Below are 26,780 nucleotides of genomic sequence, written 5' to 3' on the forward strand. Positions count from 1 at the left end.
ATAGCGTCATCGCTCAAGCAGATCCCGGACCTCGGCTATGCGTCCGGGTTCGACAAGATCGCTCAGATCCGTGTCGGTAAGGCGACGCACATGAGCGGCCGTCATCGACGCAAGTATGGAAGCGTGCGCCGGATTTCGAACAAGAGGGCGCAGCAAGAAGATCAACCGCGCCGTGTCCACGAGCGATCGGTCGATCTCGACTTTACCGCCCTCGTCCTGATCGCAGGCCATCTCCATCTCAGCGGCCTGGATCGTAAAATGTTCGACCGGTTCGACCTGGTCCATCTCTTCGGGCGGTTCGCCCGTGACCGGTGTGCCGTCGACAAGATAAGCCTCGAAATGTCGGGTCCGGACGGTCCGTGCAGTGCAATCAAATGCGTCGAGCTGTATCGTAAGCGGCGTGTGACCCAGCAGGGGTGGGTGGTGATACGCCGCGAGGCGGATGCGACGAGCCTCGACGGGACCTGCGATGCTGTCGCGATCGACGAAGTATTGGGTGCGGTCGCCTCCAAAGATCCAGTACCAGCGCCCGGGGTGTTCCTGGACCTGTGATCTCACGGGTGACGTCAGGCTTGCGACATGGCGCGATGCATTCCCGGTCGTGGCGATTGCAATGCCGACGAGGACGGTCGCGCCCGCTGCCCAGTAGATCAAACGCATTCCGCTCTCCTCGCCATCTTTCCATTTATCCGCAACTGAAGGGTTTTCGAAATGTCACTCGACGCCTGCATCCCGAAACTGATCGGAAATGGTTCAATCGACATGGGCCGGATGGACGCGTTGCGGGTGCGATATTCCGCAATGGTCGAACGCGATCGCGCGCGGATGGGCGACGCCGCGGCCCGTTCCAACGCGAGTAGCGCAATCGTGGGTGACGTTCGACGGGAGTCGATGCAGTCGCGTCGTCGATCATTGCTTCAGGTCGAGCGACAGCGCGCGATGGCGGAGCAATTAGGGGACGCGAGTGCCGCAGATCGCACGAAGCTTATCAAGCTATGGATCACGGGCGAGAATGTGGCCGGCTTCGTCGGCCGGTGGCGAGCGATCCGCGAGCAGGCGCAACTCGCACTGGATCACGTCCTCGTGACGCGACGTGCCGATGATCCGGCTCAGCTGCGCCACCGGGCGGATCTGGACGGTGTTATCGCCGCGCTGCACGGAGAGAACAGCGAGGATCTCAACGGGCGCGAGATCGCCGACGGTGTGGCGCAAGTTCTTGCGATGCTGCGTCGTCGGGCGAATGCGGCCGGCGCGGCGATGAAGGCCGAACGCAATGAAATCATGGGCCATAACCATGATGTGACCCGGGTTCGCGACGCGGGTTTCGACGCATGGTGGACCTTCACAGCACCGCTGCTGGACCGTGGTGCGACGATCAGACAGGTAGACGAGCAAGCGGCAACCGGTGACGCGTTGCGCGCGGCCGGTCAGTCGCGGTTCGAGGGGATCGTCACCGCCGCCGCAGGTCGCGGTGACGGGGCGGCACCGATCGAGACGCTACGCTTCCGTAACGGTACGGCATGGCTGGATTATAACGAGCAATTCGGCACGGGCAGCGTCCATGACGCCTTCATGGCGGAAATCGACGGGCGGGCGCGGCACATCGCATTGATGGAGGTTTTTGGTCCGGAACCCGATATCGGCTGGCGCTGGCTGCAGGATCAGGTTGCCCCACAGGAGGTCGATGTGGCGAGCCTGATCGGCGAGGTCATTGCAGGAAGGGACAGGCGCTCCGGTTCCCTGGCGTTCCACGACGCGATGCCGGCGCGGATGGATCAGAGGGAGGCCAAGTTTCGGCCGACCGGTGATGCCGCTGCGCAGCAACTGGCGCGGGAGATGAACAGGCTGCCCCAGATCTCGACATTGACCCAGATGCTGGACGGCCTTGTGCGGCGTGATAACGATGGTCAGGCATCCGCGCGTCGCAGCGCAAGAATCGCCCGCCGGCTGGCTCAGCTTTCGGTGATGCAAGGGTGTCGGCTGGCCGAGGAAATGACGGGCGAGCTGGCTGAGCGCGTTCCCCGTCAGGTGCTGTGGCGTGGCGGAGCGAACGGTTTTGTGCGGGGTATGCGATGGGCCTTCGCGATGGAATTCCTCGGCGCGCTCCATGACTTCGCTGCACTGGATTTCGAGCGCATCGATGCGCCTTTCCGGACGGTTCTGGAGCATAGCGGCTTTCGGTCCGATACATGGGACCAGATCCGCGCCGCATCGGCGACGTCCGGAGATGGGGTCGACTGGCTGAACCCTGCCAGCGTAGCGGATCCCGCCGCGCGGGGAAGATTGCGTGTGTTGGTGGACGAGCAGGCCCGACGCGCATTTCCGGTGAGAGACAGGCGCATCGACACTGCCGGTGATCCGGCATTCGCCCCGGAATCGATTCTGGGATTGCTGGGGCGCGACGTGGTTGGCCTTTGCCAGTTCGCGACCACGCTGACGATGATGCATGCTCAAAGAACGATGGAGGGGACAGGCTGGGGGGGGGCGTGCCGCCTATCTGCTCGGGGCCCTGATCCTCGGGGCGACCGGCGGCGCGGCGGCGCTGCAGCTGGACAGGATTGCGCTGAACGCAGAGCCCGAGCCGATGGACAGGTGGTCGTTCTGGAGTGCGGCCATATCGGAAGCACGCGGCGCAGACGTGATGGACGCGCTGATCGGCGCGGACGATCGCGCCGGCTTACAGAACGCGCTTCCCGGCAGCGCGCGTTGGTATCTTCGGGTGGCGGCTGAGCGCAGCCTGCTCGACCTTGTGCGCGCGCAGAGCGACCCAGACCATATAGATGGCCTCACCGATCTCGCTCGTCTGGCGAATGAACGCCATCTGCAGGACCGGCGGGACCGTTCCTTGTGCAAACCGCGCCTCCCGCTTGTCCCACCTCATTAGCCCTTGCCCCCGAAACAGCATCGGGAAGCAGCATGACCGTCTCCGTCACCAGCGTGATCGCCGGGCCCTTCGCACCCAATGGGGCGACCACCGAGTTCGGCTTCGCCTTCAAGGCATTGTCGGCAGACGAGGTGCGGGTGTTTCGCGGGCCGCCCGATACCGGCCAGCTGGTGGACGCCGCGCTCTACAGCGTGTCGATCGATCCTGACGTCGAGGGCGGGATCGTGCGCTTCGCTGCGGCGCCGGCAGCGGGATCGGGGGCGATCCATGTCGTCTCGGCACCGGCCTTTACCCAGGAAGCCGGCTTTTCCGGCGGCGAGACGCCGTTCACCCCGCGATCGGTCAATCGCCAGTTCGATCGCGCCGCGGTGCGGTCGCTGGTGCTGAAGGAGCGCAGCGGTCGTGCGCTGGTGGTGCCGCGCGGCGAGAGCGTGCCGCCCTTGCCCGCGGCCGGCGCGCGCGCGGGCAAGATCCTGTCGTTCGACGCGGCGGGCAAGCCGAGCGTGGCGGGCATCGATAGCGCGGTGGCGCAGTTCCGCGCCGGCATCGCGACCGATCTGGCCTCGTCGCAGCTGGCGGCGACCGTGGCGGCGAACAATGCCGCGCGGACCAATTCCGATCGGATCGCGACCCAGGCGGCGCGCGCGAGCGCGGAGGCCTTTTCCGCCGCCGTATCGGCGGGCGCAACCTGGCCCAGCATCGCCGCCGGCCTGGCGGCGACGGCGGAGGGCGGCAGCTTCTGGGTGCGGATCGGCGGGGCGGGCGTCATCGCGCGCCTCTATGCGAAGACCGGGGGCAGCGCGGTGCTGGTCGGCGAGCTGCCCGGCACTGCCGCCGATGTGCTGGGGCGCAAGATCGCGCCGATGCAGCTTGCCCGCACGCGCCCGCCCGGCATCCGGCTGGCGCACCATCTCTACAAGCTGCGCTACGGCCTGACCGATCAGACGCGGATCCTGGTGTTCGGCGACAGCCTGACCACCAATTCCTGTGGCCAATGGGCGATCCAGCGGGTGCTGGGCCAGCATTATTCGAAGGAGCCGGTCTACAGCTTCAGCCCCGGATCCTGGGTCGACTATCTGGGCTATGGCATCCCCAGCATGAGCTCGGCGGTGTCGATCGTGCCGGTTCTCGGCACCGCGTCCTATCGTCAGAAATACGACTATAATTACAGCTTCGACGGCTCATTCGTCGAATACGCCGACGGCCAGCAATCGATCATGGGCCATCAGATCAGTGGCGATACCGTCCTGATCCCGATCATCATCGAACCGGGTGCCGGCAAGGTGAAGATCGAATTCAGCACGCTGCAGGTCGCCAGTCCCACCATCGGCTGGACCACACCGACCGATGACGAGATCGTCAGTGCGCACAGCCTGACCGGAGGCGAGCTCATCATCGATGCCAATGGCCCGCGCGGCTTGGCTACGGTCCGCCTTGAATTCGCGTCGATCAATTACCGCAGCATCCGCATCACCCATCTGTCGGGTAATGCGGTCCGCACCTTGTGGCCCGGCGTCCAGGTGCGCACCGCCGCGGCGATCAACTATTATCTGGTCGGCCAGTCGAGCAACGCCTGGTCGAACACCACCGACGCATCGGTCCCGCTGATGGCGGGTCTGATCCGCGACTTCGCTCCCGACATCATCTGGCTGGTCAGCGACGACAAGGCGGCGGACTATCAGGCGGTTCTCCCCCGGCTGGAATCCGCGATCGGCCAGTCGGGCATGGCCAATCCGCCTGCGGTGATCCTCGAGCGCAATCCCTTCTATCGCAACGGCGGGTTCGACGACCTGTCGCTGGCCGAGGCGACCGATGTCTGCTGGCAATTCGCGCAAAGCCGGCTCGATTGGGACGTGCTCGACCATATGGCGATCGTCGGCGGCTACAATGCTGCGGTGAAGGCCGGGCTGGAGGGGGACGGCATCCATTATGCCAGCCAGATCAGCGAGATGGGTGTGGACGCCTGGGCCAGTGCGCGAGGCTATTTTCCCACCCAGGTCCGCGCGACCGCCGGCACTGCCGACAGCCGTGCGGTGTTCGAAGCGATGACCCCGCGCCCGCTGACCGCCAATCAGATCCCGGCGATCCTGCTGGAAAATGGTGTGCATGATCTGCGGAACTCGACCTGGAGCGCGATCCGCACGGGGAGCGCCGCGGACATCGTGCCGACGGCGTCGAAGACGTTCATGCTTCAGACCGGGACGGTGCCGAACTCGACGGTGGTGGCGTATATTAACGATCCGTCGCCGCCGTTTATGGTCGGAGGACCTTCGCGTGTCATAGGAATGATCGGTGGCTTGAAATCCCGAGTACAGCTCATCAACGGGGCGGATACTGGTTCTTTGCATTTGCTACTGGCAAACGACCGTTCTTTCAACGCGGGTTATGTTGGCGGTTTAACAGGGGGAGGTTTTGGATTCGTAGTCCGTAACAGGGTCGTGAGAGGTGTTTGTCGGATACCAGGCAGCTTCTATGAAACTGACGGAAGCTACACGCTACCTATCTCGGCTTGGAGCGATTTGCTTATCGTTATACGCAAGCATAGGTCAGACCGTTTTTTTGCGGACCTAATTGAGTGGTATGTAGATGGCCTGATCCCTGGAGGTTCTGGCCTTACTAAACTTGGAGAAACGTTGCTCGATTGGAATATCGCGCAAGCGCAGGCGTTAAGATTCGAAATGTCTAACGGACCTGCGGGTCAAGATTATCGTGTCAAGGTGGAGCCGCCTCGACTGGTGTCAATGTATACTGAGGCTTTGCTATAGTAAGTGGCGTCGAACGGAGATTGATTCATCTATTTTATTCAGTAATGATATAAGCGATTGGATATTATTTAATATTGTTTAGCTGATTAGCTGAGTCGTTGGCGTGGTAAAATATCTGCCTCACAACTTCGTCCCACCCATCTTGTACGTCAGCTGCAGGTAGAAGCTGCGGCCTACGCCGTCGAACCAGGAGATGTCGTAGTAGGGATAGGACGAGTAGGTCGGGTCCTTGATCGGCTTCTGGTCGAACAGGTTGTTGATCGTGCCCGACAGGCGCAGGCGGTCGGTGACGTTGTACTGGGCCGACAGGTTGAAGAGGTAGCTCGGCTTGATATAGCCCTCTTCGGCCCAGTTGGGCAGGCGGCCCAGGCGCTGGCCGTTCAGGGTCGTGGTCAGGCGGCCATATTCCCAGGTCAGGCTGGCCGTGCCCTTTTCATGCGGGATGTAATAGCCGCTGGCATAGTCCAGCTTGTCGATCACCGGATCGCCCGGATACTGGCGGATCGTGTGGTTGAACACATAGGTGTAGCCGGCCGCCAGCGAGAAGGTGCCGATGCCCGCGGTCGGCAGGCGCAGATGCGCCGCCACGTCGATGCCGTCGGTGGTTTCCTCGGCGATGTTGATCGGGGTGATCCGCACGCCGCGCAGTTCCCCGTCCAGCGCGCCGCCGACATAGCGGTCGACCCGCGCGATTGCGTCGACACAGGTCGGCGAATTGGCGTCGACCGGCGATCCGCTTGCGGTTTGACCCAGCCGGCAATCGGCCTCGTCGCGCAGCAGCTGGTCGATGCTGATGTCGCGCACCTGGTTGCGCATCTTCACCCGGAAATAGTCGACCGAGACGTCGAACCGGCGCGATGGCTGGAACACGAAGCCGGCGTTGAGCGAGGTCGAGGTTTCGGGACGCAGGCGGCGATTGCCGGTGCGGCGCGAGACGATGCCCTCGTCCGAATAGGTGCAGTCGGAGATATCCTCATCCGGCTCGTCGCGGCGGCACAGATAATAGTCGGTGCCGCTGGGGTGGGTGTTGCCCGGCCCGCGGAACACATAGTTGAGGTCGGGCGCGCGGAAGCCGGTGCCATAGGCGCCGCGGATCAACAGGCTGCTGGCCGGCCGGAACTCGGCACCGACATTATAGGTGAACTTGCCGAAGCTGTTGCCGGCAAAGGCATAGCGGTCATAGCGGCCCGCGCCCTCGACCGTCAGCATCGAGAAGACCGGCACGCGAAGCTCGCCGCCCACGCCCCAATGCTGGCGGCGGCCGGCACCGTCGGAGTCGATCAGCCCGACATAATATTGCTCGAGCGCCAGCGGATCGGGCCGCAAATCATAGCCCTGGTTGCCCGCCTCGGCGACCGCGGCGAAGCCGACCGGGCCGGCGGGCAGGCGGAACAGCTCGGTCGTGTTGATCGTCGCGGAGACGTTGTTGACCCAGGATTTGGGCCGGTAGATCGAATTGGCGGTGATCGAGCGATACTGCTCGACAGTCAGCGGGGTATAGAGCCGGTTCACATCGGCGTTGAAGATCTCGTAGCCGCTATCCGGGTCGATCCCCTGCGGCCGGCCTAGGAAGAAGTCGTTCGCCTTCGAGATGATCACCTGGGGGAAGCTGACGCGCGAGCTGTACTCGGCATGGTTCAGCGCCACTTCGTACGACCAGCTGCCGGCGAAGCTGCCCTTCACGCCGGGCGTGATGTTGTAGCTGAACGACCGGTTGCGGGTACGGCCGTTCTTCAGCCCGCCCATTTCCTCCGGCGTGAACTGGCGGCTCCAATTGTCGAGCTGGGTGCCGTAATAGGTCGCGTCGGGTGACAGGTTCGGGTTGAAGAAGGTGCCTTCCTCATTCCCGTCGGGCGCGACATAGGCCCAGTTGAGCACGTCGCGGAACAGTTTGAGGTCCGAATAGCTCGCCTGGAGGTCCATGAAGAGTTCGACGCTGTCGCTCAGCGTGTAGCCCATCGAGCCATAGCCGCTGGCGGATCGCCGATCCGAGATCATCGTGCCATAGGCGACGGATTCGTTGCTGCCGCAGAAATAACCGGGTCCGTCGAACGTGTCATAGCGCGGGCGCGACGCGTAATAGGTGGTGCCGCCGTTCAGCCCCTTGAGCCGGTCGCAGGTCGCGGAACCGGGATCGATATAGCCGCTGATCTCGTCGGTGCGCAGGAAGGTGCGGCGCGCCAGCGGTACCGCGGTCGTGGGATTGTCCGCGGTCGAATCCTGAAACTTGCGCTGATATTGCCACAAGGGCCGCTGATCGAGCAGCTCGACGCCGACCACGCCGTGGAAATTGCCGGTCTCCCACCCGGTCGACAGCGACAGCCGCTGCGACGATCCGCCGCCATGTTCGGTGAAGCCGGCGCGATAGTCGACCCGGGTGCCGTCGGGTTTGGTCTTCAGCCGGAAATTGACGACGCCGGCGATCGCGTCGGAGCCATAGACCGCCGATGCGCTGCCGCTCAGCACCTCGACGCGCTCGATCATGCCGACCGGGATGTTCGAGATGTCGGTGAAATTGCTGTTGCCGTTGAAGGGCAGGGGGAAGTCGGCGATGCGCCGCCCGTTGACCAGCACCAGCGTGTGGTTCGGGCCCAGGCCGCGCAGGTCGACCTGCTGCGCGCCCGGCGTGAAGTCGGCGCCCGATGCGCTCTGCTGGCTCTGCGTCTCGCCGCCATTCTGGGTGATCGCGCGCAGCACGTCGGGCACGCTCTGATATCCGTTGCGCAGGATATCCTGGTCGGTGATCGTCGTTACCGGCGCCGGACCCTCGGACTGGACGCGCGGGATGCGCGATCCCAGCACGACGATCTGGCCCTCCTCCGCGGGTTCGTCCGCCGCCACCGGCGGCGCGGCGTCCTGAGCCTGTGCGCCATTGGCAAGTGCCGTGAAGCTGATGCCCGCCAGCGCAAGCGCCGCGATCCTGCCGACCCGCATGTTCCGATTCCCCCGTTTATTGCTACCCGATGACATATTGACATAGGCAGCCGACAGAATGGAATAAGAAAAATGCGGATTGACGGCTCACCGCAATCAAATTGTTCGCCGGGTGGAAAAGGGGTTGGCGCGATGAAGGTTTTCAATCGGTTGCTAACCGGGCTGATGCTGGCGCTCGCGTCGCTCTCCCTGGCAATGCCGGCCGCTCAGGCGAAGACGGCGGAGGGCTATACACGGTACGAGATAGGCGACCTGAAGGCGAAGACCCCGGGCAAGACCGCGTTCGCGATGATGCTGATGGGCGGCGGCGAGTGGAGCCATGATGCGTGGCGCTGGTTCCTGTCGCGGGCGGGGAATGGTCACCTCGTCATCCTGCGCGCCTCGGGCGGGGCGGATGCGGGCGAGGAGATTTTCCGCGACATCGGCGGCGTCGCCTCGGTCGAGACCTTCGTGTTCGACGATCGCAAGGCGGCGAGCGACCCGCGCGTGCTGGCCAGCCTGGCGCGCGCCGACGGCATCTTCATCGCCGGCGGCGACCAGTCCAACTATGTCCGCTACTGGAAGGGGACGCCCGTCGCCGACGCGCTGAACGCGCATGTCGCAAAGGGGCGGCCGATCGCCGGGACCAGCGCGGGCCTCGCGATCCTGGGCGCGCAGGCGTACGGCGCGATGGACGGCGGCAGCGTCGATTCCGCGACCGCGCTGGCCGACCCGATGGGGCCGGCGGTGACGATGGTCGGCGACTTCCTGAAGATGCCGTACATGGCGCATGTCGTCACCGACACGCATTTCAACGCGCGCGACCGGCTGGGCCGGCTGATCGCCTTCGTCGCCCAGGCGCGGGCGAACGGTGACGCGAAGGCAATCGGCCTCGGCGTGGACGAGGAAAGCGCGCTGTGCGTCGAAAGCAGCGGCGCCGCGAAGCTGTACAGCCGCAATGGCGGCCATGCCTGGCTGGTCGAGCCGGTGGGCACGCCGGGTGCGGCAAAGGGCAGGCCGCTCGACTGGGCCGCGGTCAAGGTCACCGGCATCGGCACCGACGGCGCGATCGACCTGAAGACGCTGAAGGTAACCAAGCCCGCTTTCTCCGGCACCGCACGGGTCGTCGCGGGCAAGCTGACCGGTGCGCCGTTCCCGCCGGGTGCCCGCTGGACGCTGGCGATCCATGGCGGGGCAGGGGTGATCGAGCGCGGCAGCCTGACCCCGCAGCAGGACCGCGACTATCGCGCCGGGCTGGACGCGGCGCTGGCGGCGGGATCGAAGGTGCTGCGTGAGGGCGGATCGAGCATGGACGCGGTCGAGGCGACGGTGCGGGTGCTCGAGGACAATCCGCTGTTCAACTCGGGCCGCGGCGCGGTGTTCGATGCCGAGGGCAAGAACCAGCTCGATGCTGCGATCATGGACGGCGCGACGCTGCGCGCCGGTGCGGTGGCGGGCGTCAGCCGGACGAAGAACCCGATCACGCTGGCGCGCGCGGTGATGGAGCATTCGCGCCACGTGCTGCTGACCGGTCCCGGCGCCGACCAGTTCGCGCGCGAACAGGGCGTGGAGCAGGTCGACCCATCCTATTTCCGCACCGAGAAGCGCTGGCAAGAATATCTCGAATGGAAGCGGACCAACTCGACCGCCGGGATCGACCAGACGCACAAGTTCGGCACGGTCGGCGCGGTGGCGATGGACACGCGCGGCCACATCGCCGCGGCGACTTCGACCGGCGGGCTGACCGGCAAGCGCTGGGGCCGGATCGGCGATTCCCCGATCATCGGCGCGGGCACCTATGCCGCCGATGGCGACTGCGCGGTGTCGGCCACCGGCACCGGCGAGTACTTCATCCGCCAGAGCGCCGCGCGTCAGATCTGCGACCGGATCGCGTGGAAGAAGGAAAGCGTGAAGGCCGCCGCCGACGCGACGATGGAGGCGATCGGCGAGCTGGGCGGCGATGGCGGTCTGATCGCGATCGACGGCAAGGGCAATGCCGCCTTCGCGATGAACAGCGAGGGCATGTATCGCGGGCTGGTCACCAGCACCGACGCGGCGCGCACCGCCATCTATGCCGGCGAGCCGCTGGTTGGCCCGGGCCGCTGATCCCGGCCCCCCGGTGCCCGGCGCGGCACCGGTGCCTGCGGAAAAGCGCGGGCAGGACGCGTTCGACCTGCAATTGCTGGCGTTGTTGCGCGAGGATTCGCGGCGCCCGGTGTCGGACCTCGCTACCGCACTCGGCGTGTCGCGCGCCGGCGTCTATGCCGGGATCGACCGGCTGGAGCGCGAAGGCACGATCGCGGGCTACACCGTCCGGCTGGGCGCCGATTACGACCGCCGCATGATCCGCGCGCATGTGATGATCAAGGTCCTGCCCAAGGTCACCGCCCGGACCCAGGAGGAACTGGCGGCGATGCCCGAGGTGACCGGCCTCTACGCGATCAGCGGGCAGCACGACTTCATCGCCCTGGTCGAGGCACCGCACGTCAACCGCCTCAACGACCTGATCGACGCGATCGGCATGCTGGAGGGGGTGGAGAAGACGACCTCGTCGATCATCCTCGCGACGAAGTTGCAGCGGTGAACTGCCCATTTCCTCCCCAGGAGCCTGCGGCTCCGGGGGAGGAGAGGCGGTTGCGCAGCCCCGTCCGTCCCGCCTAGGACCCCGCCATGACAACCCCCCTCCCGCCGCTCGCCGGCCGCCGCGTCCTCGATCTCTCGCGCGTCCTCGCCGGCCCCTGGTGCACGATGGTCCTCGCCGATCTCGGCGCCGAGGTGACCAAGGTCGAGCATCCGCGAGGCGGCGACGATACGCGTCACTGGGGGCCGCCCTATACTGGTGGCGAATCCGCTTATTATCTGTGCGCCAACCGCAACAAGCGCTCGATCGCGATCGACCTGTCGACCCCCGACGGCCAGCGCATCGTGCGCGAGATGGCGGCCGGGGCGGACGTGCTGGTCGAGAATTACAAGCTGGGCGGGCTCGACAAATACGGGCTCGACTATGCCTCGATCGCCGCGATCAACCCGCGCATCGTCTATTGCTCGGTCTCCGGCTATGGCCGTGCCTCGCCGATCGCCGAGCGTCCCGGCTATGACTATGTCATCCAGGCCGAGGGCGGGTTGATGGCGGTCACCGGCCCGGTCGATGGCGAGCCGATGAAGGTCGGCGTCGCGGTGACCGACCTGTTCACCGGCATGGCCGCGGCACAGGCGATCCTGGCCGCACTGATCGCCGCCGATCGCGACGGGCTGGGCCAGCATCTCGACATGGCGCTGTACGACAATCAGATCGCGATGATGGCCAATGTCGGCAGCGCGGCGCTCGTCTCGGGCAACGAGCCGCGCCGCTTCGGCAATGGCCATCCGACGATCGTTCCCTATCAGTTGTTCGACACGCAGGACGGGCAGGTGGTCGTCGCGGTCGGCAATGACGGCCAGTTCGCCGCCTTCGCCCGGCTGCTCGGCCGCCCCGATCTGATCGAGGACGATCGCTTCGCCCGCAACTCCGCGCGCGTGGGCAATCGCGAGGCATTGCTGGCACGGATCGTGCCACTTATGCGCGAACGGCCGACCGAACATTGGCTGCAGGGCCTGCGCGCTGCGGGCATCCCGGGCGGCGCGGTGCGCGGCGTCGCAGAGGCACAGGCCGCGCCCGAAACGCTGGCCCGCAACATGATCGCCACCGTGCCGCACCCGACCGCGGGCGAGGTCCGGCTGGTCGCCTCGCCGCTGAAGCTCGGCCGCACGCCGGTGGTCGACCCGATCGCCCCGCCGCTGCTGGGCCAGCATAGCGACGAGGTGCTGGCGGCGATGGGCTATGACGCCGCGGCGATCGAGGCGTTGCGTGCGAAGGGCGTGGTCGCCTGATCCACTCGGTCACGGTCGCCAACTCACCCCATCAGCTCCAGGTTGGAGGAAGGGTGGCCCCCGGGGCTTCCCGGACGCGAGGCGCTCGAGATCGCACCCGTCCCAAGCGGTGGCTCAGGCATATGCGAATCCATGAAATGGGGGTAATCCACGATCATGCTGGTCGCCTTGATTACGGTAGCGGCGCTGAACGGGGCGGCGGGTTCAACGGCCCAGGGCGCCCCGACTCCATGCGCGCTCCTTCAGGCGGCCTATACCGCATTCGTTCGCGCGGACGAGCCGGCCTATCCGGTCGATCTTGGCCCCTCGCGGGAAGAACCGACGCTCATCGACATGCTTGCCGACCATGCGCCCGAGCGTGTCGGCCTGACCGCCGATGAAGCCCGGGATCTGGCCGCACGTCAGCGCGAGGGACAGGCAAGAGACTTCCTGCCTGCCTGCGGCTGGACGGGCAAGGCGATCCAGCCGCGCTCCGAATCGCTCGACATGAGGGCCTCGTTCGCCGAGCCGATCCTGTCGAAGGACGGGACGCTGGCGCTCGTCGAGGTGTCGGCGAGCCGCGGCATCTACGCCCATGGTTCGCTATGCATCATGCGGCGCAGGGACGGCGCCTGGAGTGGCAAATGCTTCCCCAGCTGGAGCATCCGATAGGCAGCCGGTCCGCCTGGGTTTGACACTAGCGCCCGGTCGATCTCCGCCGCGCCTCTGCACCAAATCTCCACAGCGGTCGCGCAACGCCCTTCACATCGCGGTGCCATTGCCTCAGCCTCGATCCAGAACCGGAGGCACAGGATGATCCCGACCGTTCCGCAACCGCCGCGCAGCGTCGCTCGCCTGCGCATTCTCGGCTGGGGCGCGCTCGCCGCGCTGTTGGCGGCGCCGCTCGTCGCGATGCAGGTCACCGATGAGGTTGCGTGGTCGCCGTTCGACTTCATCGCCGCGGCTGCCTTGATCGCGCTCGTCGGTGCTGGAATGGAGATTGCGGTCCGTGGCGGGCAAGGCGCGCCCTATCGCGCGGCGGCTGCAGTCGCGCTCATCGGCAGCGCGGCGATGATCTGGGCGACCCTCGCCGTCGGCATCATCGGCGCCGAAAGCGATCCGGCGAATCTTGTTTTCCCGGCGATCACCGCGCTCGGATTGGCAATCGCGCTGCTCGGCGGCTTCGGCGCAGCGAACCTGGCGCGAGCAACAGGTGTCATGGCGCTGGCACAGCTTGCCGCGGGCGCGGCGTTCGGTGCGTCGTGGTCGGACATGCCTCCCTTCACACTGGCTTTTGCTGCGCTGTGGATAATCGCCACAGCATTGTTTCGCCGCGCCAGAAACAATTCGCGATAAAAGATTTACATCGCATTTTGATAATAGTCTCTTTCCGCAACGTGATCCCGTTGATACAGCGGAAGTCGGACTCGACTTGTCCGTTTTGGGGGAATTACATCGATGGCGTTTCGTTCCGGTCGCACCCTTTGGGGGGCGTCTCTTGCGGTGTCGTCCGCGTTCGCCTTCGCGACTCCCGCCTTTTCCCAGGCGCTTCCCGGTTCCTTGCCCAGCCGTCAGCAGGTCGAGACCGGACCGGTTCCCGATCAGCGCCCGCAATCGGGACTGACCGTGCGCGACGATACGCCGCGCGCCACCGAATGCCCCTTCGCCGATTCGCCGCTCGAGGTCGCGGTCGACCGGCTGCGGTTCGTCCAGGCTGACGGCAGCGCGCTTCCCGCCGACGTCGCCTCGGTGCTGGCCGGCATCCGTCCGCTGGCGGGCAAGCAGCGGCTGGTCCAGCTGTGCGACCTGCGCGATGCCGCCGCCACCGCGCTCAGCCGCAAGGGCTATGTCGCCGGCATCACCATCCCGCCGCAGGAAATCACCGACGGCGAGGCGCGCTTCACGGTGATCCTGGCGCGGCTGACCGACGTCACCATCATGGGCAATGCCGGCCCGCACCGCCGCACGCTGGAGGCGCGCGTCGCCCGGCTGAAGGCGCTGCCGGCGATCAACACCGGCGAGATCGAAAGCATCCTGCTGGGCGCGAACGACGTGCCGGGGCTTCAGGTCACGCTGGCGCTGCGTGCCGCGGGCAGCGCGCCGGGCGAGGTGATCGGCGAATTGTCGGTCAGCTATACCCCGTTCCTGTTCCTGGCGAATGTCCAGAACACCGGATCGCGCACGCTGGGTCGGGAAAGCGGGTCGCTGCGCGCCGAATATTACGGGCTGACCGGCCATGCCGACCGCACCTATGTCGGCGTCTCGGCGACCGCGGATTTCCAGGAGCAGAAGGTCGTCCAGGTCGGCCATGTGATGGCCAATGACGACGGTGCCTCGCTGGGTGCGCGGTTCAGCTATGCCTGGTCGCGGCCGGACTTGGGGGCGCTCGACCTGCGCTCGCGCTCGATGATCGCCGGTCTCGACTTCGCGATGCCGCTGCGCCGCGGCGTTCGTGCGGGGGCCGATATCGGCGCCGGCTTCGAACTGATCGAACAGAATCTCCAGCTGCACGTCTCGGGCATCGGCGGGATCCCGGTGACCCGCGACAAGCTGCGCGTCGGCTATCTGCGCCTGGGCTATAACGAGCGCCAGCCGCAGTTTAGCGGGATCGATCGCTGGTCGGTCGCCGCCTCGCTCGAGCTTCGCCAGGGCTTCGATATCTTCGATGCGACGCAGGGCGGGGTGATCAGCGCCGACGGCTATGCCCCCAGCCGTTTCGATGGCAGCGCGACCGCGACGGTGGTGCGTGGCGGCGTCAACGGCTTCTTCAGCGCCGGCACGATCTTCAGCCTGGGCGTCCAGGGTCAGGCACAATGGGCCAGCGGGCCGCTGTTCAGCTTCGAGGAATTCTCGGTCGGCAGCCTGACGATCGGCCGCGGCTACGACCCTGGCGTCACCGCCGGGGACAAGGCGGTGGCGGTTCGGATCGAGCCGCGCGCCAACATCCCGCTGCAATCGCGCGTCGGCGTCCAGACCTTCGCCTATCTCGATGTCGCGCGGATCTGGAACGACGATCCGTTCACGACCGAGAATGGCCGGACGCTTCGCTCGGTCGGTGCGGGCCTTCGCACGTACCTGCCGGGCGCGCTGTCGCTCGAGGCAATGTATGCCCGCCCGCTCGATCCCGAGCTTCGCTTCCCCGGTGCGCCGCGCGCCAGCGACCGCGTGCTGCTGTCGCTGACCGCGCAGTTCGCGCCCCGCCGCTGAGGTAGGCCATGCACGCCGCCGCCCGCATCGCCGATCGTCGCCGCCGGGCCCTGACGGGTGCCGGCGCGCTTGCGGTCGCGCTGATGCTGGCGGTGCCCGCGATGGGTCAGACGATGCCGCCGGCGGCAAGCCTGCCCGACATCGGCGCGGTCACCGGCCGCACCGGGCCCGCGGGCATGGTGCCGGGCGTGCCCGCCATTCCGGTGCCGGCCGTGCCGCCTTCGGTTCCCGCTGGAACGCCCGTCATCACCCTGGCGCCGCAACCCGGCGGCAACGACCTGCGCATCGACCTGCGCAGCGTGCGCACCATTCTCGACTGGCGCGGGACGGGGTTCAACATCGCCGCGGGCAATTCGGTCAGCTTTCGCGATGCGCGCGGCGCCGCCGGCGGGACGATCGCGGTGCTCAACCGCGACCTGTCGGGACGGCCCTCGCGCATCGACGGGGCGATCCGCTCCGACGCCAATGTCGCGGTCTATCTGATCAACTCGCGCGGCATCCTGTTCGGCGGCGGTGCCCGCATCGATGTCGGTGCCTTCCTGGCCAGCACGCGCGACGTCGGCGACCGCGACTTTCTCGATGGCGACGGCCGTCTGAGCTTCGGCGCGCAGCAGGGCGACGGCGCGATCGTCTTCACCGGACCGGCGCGGCTGCGCGCCACCGGCAGCGCCGCGTCGGGCGAGGCCGCCGACGGCCGCGGAGAGCGCGTGGGCGATGTCGTCCTGCTCGGCACCGTCTTCGGCCTTGGCCGCATTCAGGACGCGCCGCAGGATCCCGATGCGCCGCAGGAGGGCGAGGTGTTCATCGGCGCCGGCCCCGGCGGCCAGGTGGTGATCGCCGGCCCGACCGGCCCGATCATCGTCCAGAACCGCGCCGGCAGCCCGCTGCTGGTCGCGATCGATCTTCCCGCCGACGCGCAGGCCGATGCGGCGTCCCAGCCGCAGGACGGCCTGACCGCCGGCGCCCTTGCCGGCCGCAACCTTACCGTTTCAGCGGCGCTGCTCGGCGCCGCTGCGGACGAGGGCGCGGCCCTGTTCGACCCGCTTACCGCCACCCATGCCCATGCCGCCGGCCGCGGCGTGGTCCTCACAACCCCGATTGCCACCGCGAACCGTCCATGGACGCGAGGAGAGACACGATGACCACCACCAACCGCCTCCGCCTCGCCCTGAAGGGCACCACCGCACTCGCTGCCGCGCTGATGTTCGCGGTGCCCGCGCTGGCCCAGTCGGTGCCATCGATCCCCGACACGGGCAACGTGACCGTCAGTACCCGCGGCCTGGGCGGCGCAGTGCCGGGTTCGACCAACCCGACCTTCACCCCTACCCAGACCCAGACCGGCACCGACCTGCGCGTCGACCTGCGCGACAACCGGACGATTCTCAACTGGGGTGGGAACGGCTTCAACGTCGCGCAGGGCTCGTCGGTGAATTTCAAGGACGCGCGTGCGACTGCCGGCGTGACGAACCGGGTGGATAACATCGCGGTGCTGAACCGGGATTTGAGTGGGCGTCCATCGAACATCCTGGGGTCCTTGAAGTCGGATAGCAATGTCGCGGTCTATGTGATCAACCGTGAAGGCGTGACGTTCGGTGCCGGATCGCGCGTTTCTACCGGCTCTCTATTTGCCAGCGATCTGAATCTGACGGACGACAACGACTTCCTGAATGGGTCAGCCGCACTTCGCTTCTCCGGGAATTCGCCGTCGAGCATCGGCGTGCAGTTCGGGTCTGGTATCACCCCGGCGGATATTACCGTAGCAAATAACGGTAGTTCGTCGGGAGGGCGGCTGGGAGACATTGTGCTCTTGGGCAGCCGAGTCCTGTGCAATTGCTACCAAATCGACCCTGCTATCTCCGCCACCGGCGGAGACATCGGAATCATTGCTGCCGGCGACGTAACGGTTCGAAACGCGCCGGGCAGCCCTCTGTCCTTCGTCATTAATCGCGGGAGCTCGTGGGACAATGGGGGGGCGAACAACCCCGGATTGATCCAGATGGCTGGAAAGCTAATTGGTGACAATGTCACTTTGGGAGCATTTCGTTCTCGACCAAATGATCGGACCGACGCCGCTCTAACATTCGGTGGTTCGATCTTGGCCACAGGTGCAAAGGCTACTGACCGCGGAATAGTTCTTACCGCCAATGTTGCTTCGGCCGGTGTCCAAGTTGCTTCCAGTTCTGATCTGGATGGAACTGGCCTCCTAACGGTATATGGCCTTCCGTCGGCAAACGGTACTTTGATAAGTAAGTCTGATATAACCGTGGGTGCCTATATAGCAAATATAGCTGTACCCGTGAATGTAAAAAATACTCTCGGCATATATACTTACGATCCAGAAGAGCTTTTTGGAAGTCGATTTGACTCCGACATTTCAGCTGGCCAAGTACTATTGGGGGGCATTGGATCGAAATATATCGCTGCAAATTTAGTCGTTGCGGGTGATTTTTCAGCACAAGGTGGTGGTATTGCTGTAACTTACGGGGATATAGGTGGCAACCTGTTAGCGAACGGTGTAAATTCCCTTGCCGGAAAGTTTGAGGTTGCCGGCGGTGTTGACCTGGATGCTATTAAAGTTTCAGCAACAATTTCTGCTGAAGGTGCCATAAACATTGCTACTTCGCACCTTCAGCCGGAAATGTACGACCCATACTATTATCTTAATCTTGTGACGCCGTCAGATGTAACTATCAAAGCGCCCGGTCAAATTCAAATAAATGACGCGTCTATCGGTGGCTTTCTCACTGTTGATGCTGGTGAGATAAACATTGGCAAGGTTTCGGTTGCTAAAGGATCTGTAATATCCTCATCCACTTACTTGTTCGCTGATGTAATAGAAGTGACGGGGTCGAATGCTGACCTCATTATAAATGCGGGTTCTGTCGACACATTTCGATACGGTTCTGAATATGGCTATGCTGGTGGAGCGGTCTTTAAAGCTAATCGTGATGTGATCATAAACGCTTGGTCTACCGATCTCAATGACATAGCTGCTGGTCGAGACATAACAATTAATAGTCAGAGCTACATTAGTGGGCGATCCTTTTTTGCGGCGAATGGCGCCGTGAGGTTGGGGATACAAGATCTTGAGAGGGACGAAAAAGGCCAACTTTACGTCGAGAAAATTTCGGCCGGTACGGACGTCTTCGTGCAAATGGGTTCAATCAAGATTGGCGATGTGGTCGCCAACGGAAGCCTTAGCCTGTCTGCCCTTGGCCCCCTATCTCTGGGGGCGGCCGATATCGGTGACGGGGCTACTCTCCGCGCGCAAAATGGCCTAGAAATTTTGGGAGCAGTAACTGTCGGCCAGGGGCTCTCTGTTAAGACAGATACTGGCTATTTGGACATATCGGGTGCAATTAAAGCAAACGGTGATATCGAACTAATTGGCGGTAGTCAAACTATTCTGCATGAAGGAAGTAAGGTATCAGGTAGTAATATTACTTTATCTGGATCGTATTTCTTTAACTACGCTGGGTCGGGTGTTCTGGATGCATCGGGTCATTGGGTCGTTTATGCTGATCATCCCTATGTAAGTGGTTATGATGGCCTAGACAGTGGTCAGACGGCCTTGTGGAACGCAACGATTGGTAGTCATGCCCCCTCAACGATCAGTGGCAATCGTTATGTTTTCTCCTATCAACCGAAATTAACCTTCTCATTCCCTTGGTTGCAGAAAACCTATGGCACCGAGGTCGACCCCGCCCTTCTGTACTCGGTCGCCGGCCTTATGCCGGGCGTGGAAGGCGCATTCCGTGCCGATACGGCAGCGTCGGCTTTTTCCGGATCGCCTTTAATAGTTTCTGATGGATTTGCGGCACGTGCCCCGGTGAACGGTGGCGCGCTATATGATGTCTTACTGTCCGAGGGTTCGCTCAGCAGCACTAGCGGATATGCATTCGAATTTAGTTCGGGTCATATTCTAATAAACCCGCTTTCTGTGACGCTTTCGGCCGTTGCCAACGACAAGGTCTATGACGGCACGCTTCTCGCGACGGGATCGGTGGTGTTGTCGGGCGTACTGGCCGGAGACGCGGTCGCGGCCAATGGCACTACCTTCGCTTTTGAAAGCAATGACGCCGGAGTTCAGAAGATAGTATATGCCACCGGAACTCAGCTGACCGGTGCCGCAGCCGCGAATTATGTTATCGACAGTTCCCCTGTCTTCGCGAGCGCGCAGATCTTCAAGCGGGCGATTACCGGAACGATCGGTGAGGTTTCCAAACAATATGATGGGTCCGTATACGCTTCGGGTTCTGTGACGCTGAATGGGGTTTTGGGTACGGATTCAGTATTCGTGTCCGGACCAACGTTCATGTTCGATGACAAGAATGCCGGCACCGGCAAAGTTGTAAATGTGACGGGCGGTACGTTGTACGGATATGATGCCCATAACTATGACCTACAACTACCCACCAGCACTTTGGGCACAATTTTAAAGCGTACGATTTACGCCAATATTATCGCCGATTCCAAGGTCTATGACGGGACCTCAAACGCGACAGGGCGAGTCGCGCTAACAAATGTCATACGGGGGGACTCGATCGGTACCACCGGCAGCGTCTGGACCTTCCTGGACAAGAATGCGGGCGTGGGCAAAACCGTCTTTCTGACGGGCACTACCCTCGTCGGGGCAGACAGCGGGAATTACAACCTGTCCCTTCCCGCGACCACGACCGCCACGATCTTCCAGAAGGCGATCTGGGGCAGTTATATCGTGGACAACAAGGTCTATGACGGCACGACCGCTGCCACTGGCCGCGTGGTGTTCGACGGCGTTGTCGCTGGTGACGACCTTGGCGCGACCGGATCGGTCTTTTCCTTCAGCGACAAGAATGCCGGGCTTGGCAAAACGGTGATAGTCACCGGGACCACAATCACTGGTGATGCGGGCAACTACTCGATCACGCTGCCGCAATTTGCTGTTGCGGATATCCTGCAACGCAGCCTGACCGCCGCCGTCGTCGCCAACAGCAAGACCTATGACGGCACCACCGCCGCCACGGGCACGCTGACGCTCACCGGGCTCGTCCAGGGCGACAGCGTCGGCACCGCCGACACCGTGTTCAGCTTTGCCGACAAGAATGCCGGGACCGGCAAGACGGTTACCGCCGGCGGCACGACGCTGACCGGCGCGGATGCCGGCAATTACGAGCTGGGCGACATCGGCACCGGGACCGCGGATATCTTCCGCAAGGCGATCACCGGGTCGATCACCGCCTATGACAAGGTCTATGATGGCATCACCCAGACGAGCGGTTATGTCACGCTGACCGGTGTGGTCGATGGCGACATGGTCGATCCCGACGGTTCGATCTGGAACTTCAGCGACAAGAATGCCGGTGTCGGCAAGACGGTGACGGTCGAGGGCACCCGCCTTTCGGGTGAGGACGCCGACAACTACACGCTGACCCTGACCGGCACGAGCACCACCGCGACGATCCTCAAGCGGCAGGTTGGCGCTACCGTGACTGCGGACAGCAAGGTCTATGACGGCACCACCGCCGCCACCGGCACGATCGACCTGTGGGATGTGATCGAGGGCGACCAGCTGGGCACGACCGGGACCGTGTGGACCTTCACCGACAAGAATGCCGGGGCACGCCGGACGGTGCTCGTGTCCGGCACCACACTGACGGGTGCGGACGCGGGCAATTACAGCCTCGAACTGGCATCCAGCACCTTCGCATCGATCGCGCGCAAGGCGCTGAACATGGTCGTTCAGGCCGACAGCAAGACCTATGACGGCACCACCGCCGCGACCGGTACGGTCACGCTGGACGGTGTCGTCTCGGGCGAAACGGTCGGACTGACGGGCACCTCGCTGCGCTTCGCCGACAGGAATACCGGCACCGGCAAGACGGTCATCGTCTCCGGCGGGATGCTGACCGGGGTCGATTCCGGCAACTATACGCTGGGCCTGCCGGTCAATGCGGTGGCCGACATCCTGCGCAAGGCGGTGACCGTCAGCGTGACCGTCAACGGCAAGACCTATGACGGCACGACCGCGGCGACGGGCACCGTCAGTTTCGACGGCGCAATCCAGGGCGACGATGTCGGCATCACCGGCACCAGCTTCGCCTTTGCCGACAAGAATGCCGGCACCGGCAAGGCGGTGAACGTCACCGGCACCAGCCTGACCGGCGCCGATGCGGGCAACTATGCGCTCTCGATGCCGGAAACGGTAGTCGGCGACATCTTCCGCCGCGCGATTACCGGCAGCGTCACCGCCAACGGCAAGACCTATGACGGCACCACCACCGGCTCCGGCACGGTCACGCTGGACGGCGTACTCCAGGGGGATCAGGTCGGCACCACCGGCACCGTCTGGACCTTCTCCGACAAGAATGCCGGCACCGGCAAGCTCGTGACGATCAGCGGCACGACGCTGAACGGCGTGGATGGCGGCAACTATACCGTCACCCTGCCGGCCAGCGCCTTTGCCGATATCCTGAAGAAGGCGATCACCGGCACGGTCACGGTCACCTCGCGCCAATATGATGGCACCACCGATGCCAGCGGCACGGTCGGGCTGAACGGCGTGGTGCAGGGCGACCAGGTCGGCACGACCGGCACGGTGCTGCGCTTCGCCGACGCCAATGCGGGGAGCGGCAGGGCGGTCAGCGTGTCAGGCACCGCACTGAACGGCGCAGATGCCGGCAACTATACGCTGACCATGCCGGCCGTCGCGGTGGGCGACATCCTGAAGCGGGCGATCTCGGTCAAGGCGGACGACGCGTCGAAGATCCGCGACGAGGAGGATCCGCTGCTGACCTTCACGCTGGTGTCGGGCACGCTGGTCGCCGGCGATCAGTTCAGCGGCGACCTCACCCGCGCACCGGGGGAGCGCCCCGGCCGCTATGCGATCAGCATCGGCTCGCTCAGCCTGGGCGGCAATTACGAGATCGCCTTCACCCCCGGCACCTTCACGATCAATCTGGATCCGGTGAAGGACCAGCTGCCGCCGTCGCTGCGCGCGCTGTTCCTTCCGTCGCAGATCCAGGCCGATCCCAATGGCGGCGGAGCGAAGATCACGATCGACCGCGACGCGCTGTGCGGCGAGGATAGCAGCTGCACGGTCCACTGAGGCGGCGAGGGGCCGGCGGAACTCCTCGCCGGCCCCTCACGCCAGCTTGCAGATATCCACCCAGCGCGTCGACACCAGCTCCGCCAGCCGCTGGGGCGCGATCTCGACCGAGCTGGTCAGCGATCCGGCTGCCGGGAACACGCTGCTGAAGTCGAGCAACGACACGTCGCAATAGACCGGAACCGGCGTCGCCAGCCCGAACGGGCACACGCCGCCCACCGGATGGCCGGTCAGCGCCAGCGCCTCGTCGGGGTTCAGCATGCGCGGGCGGCCGCCAAACTCGGCCTTGGTCCTGGCATTGTCGATCCGCGCATCGCCGCGCGCCACGACCAGGAAAGCGTTCTCGCCGACCCGGATCGCCAGCGTCTTGGCGATCCGCGCCGGCTCGACGCCCAGCGCGGCGGCCGCCTCGGCTACCGTCGCGGTGCTGACGCCGTGGTCGATGATCTTCAGGTCGGGGGCATGCTGGTCCAGCCAGGCACGCGCGGTCTCGATCGTCATGGCATCGGCGCTTACCACGAAGCGCGACCGCGCCTATAGCGGCGGAAACATCGGGGAGGGGCGCGGCGCGTGGCGATCATCGTTGAACAGGCAAAGCCGGCGAAGCGGCCGGGCGTCTTCGGGCATCTCTATGTCCAGGTGCTGATCGCGATCGCGCTGGGCATCGCCGCGGGCGTCGCCTTTCCGCAGCATGCGTCCGACTGGTTCAAGCCGGTCGGCGACGCCTTCATCGCGCTGGTGAAAATGGTCATCGCCCCGGTGATCTTCCTGACCCTGGTCAGCGGCATCGCCGGCATGCGCCACATCGGCGATGCCGGGCGCGTCGCGGCCAAGGCGTTCGCCTATTTCCTGTTCTTCTCCACCCTCGCGCTGGTCGTCGGCCTGATCATCGCCAATGTGGTCCAGCCGGGCGCGGGGATGCACGTCAATCCGGCGACGCTGGACGCCAGCCAGGTGCACGGGTTCGAGGAAAAGGCGCATGCCCAGACCATCGCCGGCTTCCTGCTGTCGATGATCCCGACGACCCTGGTCTCGGCGCTGGTCGGCGGGCAGCTGCTCCAGGTGCTGCTCGTCTCGATCCTGTTCGGCGTGTCGCTGGCGATGGTGGGGGAGCCGGCACGGCCGGTGGTCGACATGATCGACCGGCTGGGGCTGGTCGTGTTCCGGCTGGTCGCGATCGTGATGCGCGCCGCGCCGATCGGCGCGTTCGGGGCGATGGCCTTCACCATCGGCGAATATGGCCTCGCCTCGCTGCTCAGCCTGGGGAAGCTGGTCGCGACCTTCTACGCCACCTCGCTGATCTTCGTGCTGGGCGTGCTCGGCATCGTCGCGCGGCTGGCCGGCTTCTCGATCCTGAAACTGATCCGCTATCTCAAGGCAGAGCTGCTGCTGGTGCTCGGCACGTCCTCGTCCGAATCCGCGCTGCCCTCGCTGATGCAGAAGATGGAGCGGGCGGGGTGCGCCAAGTCGGTGGTCGGGCTGGTCGTGCCGACCGGCTATTCGTTCAACCTAGACGGTACCAACATCTACATGACGCTGGCGGCCTTGTTCATCGCCCAGGCGACCGGCGTCCACCTGTCGCTGGGCGAGCAGGTCTTCCTGCTGGCGGTGGCGATGCTCAGTTCGAAGGGCGCGGCCGGCGTCACCGGATCGGGCTTCATCACCCTGGCGGCGACGCTGCACCTCGTCCCCTCGGTCCCGGTGGCGGGTATCGCGCTGATCCTGGGCGTCGACCGGTTCATGAGCGAATGCCGCAGCCTGACCAACTTCATCGGCAACGCCGTCGCCACCGTCGTCGTCGCGCGATGGGACGGGGCGCTGGACCGCGACGCGCTTGCCCGCGCGCTCGACGGAGCGCCGGATCCCGCGCCGGCGCCGATCGGGCCCGAAGCCGATCCGGACTGATACATTCTGATACACCTCGACTCAGTCGGACATGCTATTGGAAACATTAGGAACACAATCGGGCGCAAGGCCGGAAACATGCTTCACAATATTGTTCAGACGACTTCCAGTACCGCGACGCTTCTGATCGTCGATGACGATCGCGACATCCGTCAGCTGATTGCCGACAGCCTCGGCGCGCGCGGCTACCGCGTCGAGACCGCCGCCAATGCGCGCGAGATGGACGCGGTGCTGGCGCGCATCCCCGTCGACCTGATCATCCTCGACGTGATGATGCCGGGCGAGGACGGGCTGAGCGCGTGCCGCCGCATCGCCCGCGATGACGGGCCCGAGATCGTGCTGCTCAGCGCATTGGGCGAGGAGCATGACCGTATCCTCGGGCTGGAGGTCGGCGCCGGCCATTACCTGACCAAGCCGTGCAGCCCGCGCGAGATCCTGGCAACGGTGCGCGCGGCGCTGCGCCGGCGCGGCGGCGGGACCAAAGCCGAGGCCCAGCAATTCACCTTCGACGGCTGGCGCATCGACCTTGCCTCGCACGAGCTGTTCGATCCGCGCGGCGTGCTGGTCAGCCTGACCGATGGCGAGTTTGCGGTGCTGCGCGTCTTCATCGAACGTCCGCGCCGCGTCCTGTCGCGCGAGGCGTTGCTGTCGGCGGCGCGCGGTCCCGATTCGGATGCCTATGACCGGGCGATCGACGTCCAGGTCAGCCGGCTGCGGCGAAAGCTTCGCGCCGGCGGGGACGAGATTCTGCGCACCGTGCGCAACGAAGGCTATCTGTTCGTGCCGCGCGTGATCCGCGCATGAGGCGGCTCCGCGTGGGGGGCGCGGAGATCCCGTTGTTCCACCGCATCTTCCTGGTGATGCTGGCCTGCGTCGTCTCGGTCCAGCTGCTCAACCTCGCGCTGCTGCTGGTCGTGCCTTCGCCCGATGCGCGCGTCACGACGATCGGCCAGATCGAGCGCGTGCTGGCGAGCGGCCACGACCCGGAGGGCAAGCTGAAGCTGGTGCCCGGGCGCAAGGCGGACGATGCCGACTGGACGCCGCGCGTCGGCCGCATCCGTGCGGCGATGGTCTTCGCACTGCAGATGCCGGAGGACAGGGTGCTGCTCAGCTTTCCCAACACCGGCGGCGACGTGACGCCGGTGTTCGACCGCAGCCGGATCCCGCCGCCCACGCTGCCGCGCAGCCGTGCCGATGCGCGCGACGTGGTGATCGTCGGCGACTTCCTGGTCTCGGCGCACCGGCCCGACGGCCAATGGGTCACGGTCACGCTGGCGCATGGCGGGTTCGACCTGTGGCGCTGGCGCGGCGTGTTGTGGCTGGGCTTCGCCGCGCTCGCGGTGCTCCCCTTCGCCTGGGCGCTGGCACGGCGGCTGGCCAAGCCGATCGGCGTGTTCGCCCAGGCGGCCGAGCGGCTGGGCCGCGATCCCCGGGCCGCCCCGCTCGAGCTGCGCGGGCCGCCCGAAATCGGGGATGCGGCGCAGGCGTTCAACCGGATGCAGGCGCGGCTCAACCGCTATGTCGACGACCGCGCCACCGTGATCGCCGCGATCGCCCATGACCTGCGCACCCCGCTGATGCGGCTCGAACTGCGGCTGGAGAATGCGCCGGACGAGATCCGCCAGGCCTGCGAGAACGACATTCGCGACATGGAGGCGATGATCGCCGCCGCGCTCGCCTTCGTCCGCGACACCAGCCGTGCGGTCGCCCGCCGCCCGCTCGACCTGCGCTCGCTGGCCGAGAACGTCACCGACGACCTCGCCGATCGCGGCGAGCCGGTGACGCTGGCGCCGGGCGATCCGATCGTGGTCGAGGGCAATGTCGTCGCGCTGAAGGCGCTGCTGTCGAACCTGATCGGCAACGCCCTGAAATATGCCGGCAGCGCCGAGGTGACGCTGTCGAGCGCCGAGCACCAGGCCGTGATCGAGGTGCGCGACCACGGCCCCGGCATTCCGGCCGAGGATATCGACCGCGTGTTCGAAGCCTTTTTCCGCGGCGACCGCTCGCGCAACCGCGACACCGGCGGCATCGGCCTGGGCCTCGCCAGCGTCCGCGCGGTGGCGCTGGCGCATGGCGGCGACGCGACGGTGGAGAATCACCCCGAGGGCGGCCTGCTGGCCCGGGTGACGCTGCCGGTATAGCGGGCCGCTTGCGATTGCAGCAGATCCAC

General features: G+C 65.2%; 16 protein-coding genes. 13 read left to right on the top strand and 3 right to left on the bottom strand.

All coding sequences use genetic code 11. The annotated features are described in order from the left end of the window. Positions 1 to 6: 6 nt before the first annotated feature. Entirely contained in the window at positions 7 to 660 is a 654-nt protein-coding gene (locus ACZ1H8_RS14920; protein ID WP_465177966.1) for a hypothetical protein, read from the bottom strand. A 51-nt stretch (positions 661 to 711) separates the two neighbouring features. Here ACZ1H8_RS14920 and ACZ1H8_RS14925 point away from each other — a divergent pair, with 51 nt between their 5' ends. Continuing rightward, complete coding sequence (locus ACZ1H8_RS14925) at positions 712 to 2,730, top strand: hypothetical protein (protein ID WP_465177967.1); 2,019 nt, start codon at positions 712 to 714, stop codon at positions 2,728 to 2,730. A gap of 186 nt (positions 2,731 to 2,916) precedes the next feature. Continuing rightward, entirely contained in the window at positions 2,917 to 5,649 is a 2,733-nt protein-coding gene (locus ACZ1H8_RS14930) for a hypothetical protein (protein WP_465177968.1), read from the top strand. A 120-nt stretch (positions 5,650 to 5,769) separates the two neighbouring features. Here the strand turns inward: ACZ1H8_RS14930 and ACZ1H8_RS14935 are convergent, their stop codons facing one another. Then, the gene (locus tag ACZ1H8_RS14935) at positions 5,770 to 8,583 is read right to left on the bottom strand and encodes a TonB-dependent receptor plug domain-containing protein (RefSeq protein ID WP_465177969.1); all 2,814 of its coding nucleotides are present in this window, start codon (positions 8,581 to 8,583) and stop codon (positions 5,770 to 5,772) included. Positions 8,584 to 8,715: 132 nt separating this feature from the next. Between ACZ1H8_RS14935 and ACZ1H8_RS14940 the strand changes: the two genes are divergently transcribed. From ACZ1H8_RS14940 to ACZ1H8_RS14975, 8 genes are all read left to right on the top strand, one after another. Then, positions 8,716 to 10,668 carry an isoaspartyl peptidase/L-asparaginase gene (locus ACZ1H8_RS14940; protein ID WP_465177970.1) on the top strand — a complete coding sequence of 651 codons (1,953 nt, stop codon included), beginning with the start codon at positions 8,716 to 8,718 and terminating at the stop codon, positions 10,666 to 10,668. A 13-nt stretch (positions 10,669 to 10,681) separates the two neighbouring features. After that, the gene (locus tag ACZ1H8_RS14945) at positions 10,682 to 11,146 is read left to right on the top strand and encodes an Lrp/AsnC family transcriptional regulator (protein WP_465177971.1); all 465 of its coding nucleotides are present in this window, start codon (positions 10,682 to 10,684) and stop codon (positions 11,144 to 11,146) included. An 86-nt stretch (positions 11,147 to 11,232) separates the two neighbouring features. After that, positions 11,233 to 12,432 carry a CaiB/BaiF CoA transferase family protein gene (locus ACZ1H8_RS14950; protein WP_465177972.1) on the top strand — a complete coding sequence of 400 codons (1,200 nt, stop codon included), beginning with the start codon at positions 11,233 to 11,235 and terminating at the stop codon, positions 12,430 to 12,432. Between the two features lie 156 nt (positions 12,433 to 12,588). Next, positions 12,589 to 13,083: a hypothetical protein gene (locus tag ACZ1H8_RS14955; protein ID WP_465177973.1), complete on the top strand. Its 495-nt coding sequence runs from the start codon at positions 12,589 to 12,591 to the stop codon at positions 13,081 to 13,083. Positions 13,084 to 13,224: 141 nt separating this feature from the next. Continuing rightward, a complete protein-coding gene (locus ACZ1H8_RS14960; protein ID WP_465177974.1) occupies positions 13,225 to 13,767 on the top strand; it encodes a hypothetical protein in 543 nt (180 codons plus the stop codon). A 102-nt stretch (positions 13,768 to 13,869) separates the two neighbouring features. Continuing rightward, a complete protein-coding gene (locus ACZ1H8_RS14965; protein WP_465177976.1) occupies positions 13,870 to 15,618 on the top strand; it encodes a ShlB/FhaC/HecB family hemolysin secretion/activation protein in 1,749 nt (582 codons plus the stop codon). Positions 15,619 to 15,626: 8 nt separating this feature from the next. Further along, complete coding sequence (locus ACZ1H8_RS14970) at positions 15,627 to 16,760, top strand: two-partner secretion domain-containing protein (RefSeq protein WP_465177977.1); 1,134 nt, start codon at positions 15,627 to 15,629, stop codon at positions 16,758 to 16,760. Beyond that, the gene (locus ACZ1H8_RS14975; RefSeq protein ID WP_465177978.1) at positions 16,757 to 22,705 is read left to right on the top strand and encodes a YDG domain-containing protein; all 5,949 of its coding nucleotides are present in this window, start codon (positions 16,757 to 16,759) and stop codon (positions 22,703 to 22,705) included. Before ACZ1H8_RS14970 ends, ACZ1H8_RS14975 begins: the two co-directional genes overlap by 4 nt. A gap of 36 nt (positions 22,706 to 22,741) precedes the next feature. On the opposite strand, the gene ACZ1H8_RS14980 is transcribed toward ACZ1H8_RS14975, so the two are convergent. Next, positions 22,742 to 23,206: a YbaK/EbsC family protein gene (locus ACZ1H8_RS14980; protein ID WP_465177979.1), complete on the bottom strand. Its 465-nt coding sequence runs from the start codon at positions 23,204 to 23,206 to the stop codon at positions 22,742 to 22,744. A 75-nt stretch (positions 23,207 to 23,281) separates the two neighbouring features. Between ACZ1H8_RS14980 and ACZ1H8_RS14985 the strand changes: the two genes are divergently transcribed. From ACZ1H8_RS14985 to ACZ1H8_RS14995, 3 genes are all read left to right on the top strand, one after another. Further along, positions 23,282 to 24,610: a dicarboxylate/amino acid:cation symporter gene (locus ACZ1H8_RS14985; RefSeq protein WP_465181404.1), complete on the top strand. Its 1,329-nt coding sequence runs from the start codon at positions 23,282 to 23,284 to the stop codon at positions 24,608 to 24,610. Between the two features lie 78 nt (positions 24,611 to 24,688). After that, on the top strand, positions 24,689 to 25,414 hold the full coding sequence (locus tag ACZ1H8_RS14990) for a response regulator (RefSeq protein ID WP_465177980.1): 726 nt from the start codon (positions 24,689 to 24,691) through the stop codon (positions 25,412 to 25,414). Further along, on the top strand, positions 25,411 to 26,751 hold the full coding sequence (locus ACZ1H8_RS14995; protein WP_465177981.1) for an ATP-binding protein: 1,341 nt from the start codon (positions 25,411 to 25,413) through the stop codon (positions 26,749 to 26,751). The genes ACZ1H8_RS14990 and ACZ1H8_RS14995 overlap by 4 nt, the downstream gene beginning before the upstream one ends. Positions 26,752 to 26,780: the final 29 nt, after the last annotated feature.

The organism is Sphingomonas sp. BL-S-25, from assembly GCF_055521555.1.